2 protein-coding genes are annotated in these 2,151 nt (G+C 44.4%); both read right to left on the bottom strand.

Annotated features, from left to right (window positions below; translation table 11 throughout):
• Positions 1–3: 3 nt before the first annotated feature.
• On the bottom strand, positions 4–1,575 hold the full coding sequence (locus tag F6K63_RS36635; protein ID WP_287314980.1) for a reverse transcriptase domain-containing protein: 1,572 nt from the start codon (positions 1,573–1,575) through the stop codon (positions 4–6).
• A 311-nt stretch (positions 1,576–1,886) separates the two neighbouring features.
• Complete coding sequence (locus F6K63_RS36630; protein ID WP_008187986.1) at positions 1,887–2,051, bottom strand: hypothetical protein; 165 nt, start codon at positions 2,049–2,051, stop codon at positions 1,887–1,889.
• Positions 2,052–2,151: the final 100 nt, after the last annotated feature.

Genomic DNA, 2,151 nt, shown 5'->3' with positions numbered 1-2,151 from the left:
CTATTAAGGGGAGCACCTCTCCTTCAAATCCGTACGTGAAGGTTTCCCCTCATACGGCTCCTGGATATCCTGGCCTTTCGGTCTGCTCCCATGGATGTATTGGTGACAACTTTGATGTACTGCCATCAAATTTTCAGGCTTCCAGTTGTCGTGATTTTCATCAATGTGGTGGAGATGAACTCTTTCTTCATCAATGAATTTTAATCCGCAATATCCGCAGGAATGGTTTGGCTTCTTCAAAGCTTTTGATGTAGCGTTATTGTAGAGTATGCTGTTACGCTTGCTCCAGTAGGTTAAGTCTCCGTCATAAGGGGACTTAATTCCTTTAACCATTGTGTGGCCGTTTTCTTCCCATGATACTTTTGGGAAGGCTTTTCCTAATAATCTTTTGGATTCGTACCGATTTATTGATTTCTGCTTTCGGAATTTCTTTTCGGCAGATTTCATCGGGAAGTATAAATTATTAGGTGGGTCTTCCATACAGCACCACTTATGGTAGTTTCTCCAACCTCTTACAATGGCTGCTAGTTTCTTTGCTTTGATTTCTGCTCCATAATTCGAGCTGTTGACTATGGATTTTATTTTTTCTAGGAATTTCTTGAGATTCTCCTTAGCGGGGTAGCTCTTGAATCTTCCGTCATACTGGACTCGGAAATACCAGCCCAGGAAGTTAAATCCATCTGTCGTTTTGGTTATCTTGGTCTTTTCTTCACTAATTTCCATCCCTCTTTCGGCGAGGAAGGCTTTGATTTTATTCAGTACCTTTTCGCTGTTATCTTTTGGCTTTAGGAAAATTACCATATCGTCTGCGTATCGGACGCTAGGATGAATCTCCTCTATTCCGTCAAGTGCTATGTTGGCTAGAAGTGGACTGACTACACCTCCCTGCGGTGTTCCTTGCTCAGGAAATTCCAGGTCAACTCCGGCCTTGAGGCAGCGGAATATCCCAGTCTTTAAACTTGCTGGTGCAATTAACTTATCCATGATGGATTTGTGGGAGATTTTGTCGAAGCACTTCTTGATGTCCAGTTCGATTACCCTCTTATTTATGCCGTTTTTGTTGGAACTCAGATTGTTGAATATCTGTTTCTGGGCGTCATGAGCACTTCTGCCTGTTCTGAATCCGTAACTCCGGGCATGGAACTTGGCTTCATGTGCTGGTTCGAGAGCAAATTTTGCTAGACATTGCCATGCTCTATCAGCTATAGTCGGTACTTTCAACATTCTTGTACCCCCGTTTTTCTTGGGTATTGGGATTTCCCGTAACCCTTGGTGCGTCCAATTTTCCGCACTGGATACTAGTCTTTCAAGTAATTCAAACCGTTCGCTGTATTTTAGGGCAGTTTTTCCGTCGATACCGGCGGTCTTCTTGCCCTGATTGAGCTGTGTCACTTGACGGATGGCCAATAACTGTGCCGAACGGGATTTCAGAATCAGCTTCTGTATAGACCTTGCTTTCCTCAAGTCACCAGCTTGAACCGCTTTATACACTCGTCTTTGTAGGCGGAAGAGATTCTTCCGGAGTTGCTTCCAGTTTTGTCCTTTCCACAGTTCACTATAAGATTGTTTTCTCATGTGTCTAACTATGCTCTTCTTAGAGTTTGTGTATTCTGGATACCCGCGCCCAGTTTTGAGCGCATCTTACCCGACAGTGGGGATTAAGTTTGGCATAACTTACCGAGGTTACGACCTATCCTCAGACCCATATTTTTGCTGTCGTTTTTATTCGTTCCATCCAACAGATTATTCTGGTGATTTAGGGCAATCCAATTTGCCTATCCTCTTCTCGGAGTTTATAGTTATCCCTACCAGAACACTATGAGAATGAGAGGATGAAGTCCACATTGTATTTTGTTCAGATTGTGGCTTCCGGATTAGACATTTTTCTAGGATTTGTTTACCCGTGTCACCTCCCCGTTAGCGGCAGTGTGGCTAATCTGTTTCACCTCTGATTCCGCCCTGGTGCCAGCTTCACTCTGCGAGGTTGCCGCCTGCTCGGTGTGGCCAGATAGGGAGTCACTTGTCTCCTCAAGGATGGGGTTTTCACCCATATCCGTTAGATAGTTAGGATTTTTGAGGTTTTAACCCTCGCGAATCCCCCAACCCATACCCTTTCAGTTTCTGAAAGCTCCTGGTTGGAACGAACCGCAC

It is taken from the genome of Moorena sp. SIO1G6 (assembly GCF_010672795.1).
GTDB lineage: Bacteria > Cyanobacteriota > Cyanobacteriia > Cyanobacteriales > Coleofasciculaceae > Moorena > Moorena producens.
This window is presented reverse-complemented; position numbering and strand designations above follow the sequence as displayed.

Coding starts and splice junctions, on each gene's coding strand:
- F6K63_RS36635 (WP_287314980.1), bottom strand. CDS start 1,575: ATGAGAAAACAATCTTATAGTGAACTGTGGAAAGGACAAAACTGGAAG.
- F6K63_RS36630 (WP_008187986.1), bottom strand. CDS start 2,051: ATGGGTGAAAACCCCATCCTTGAGGAGACAAGTGACTCCCTATCTGGC.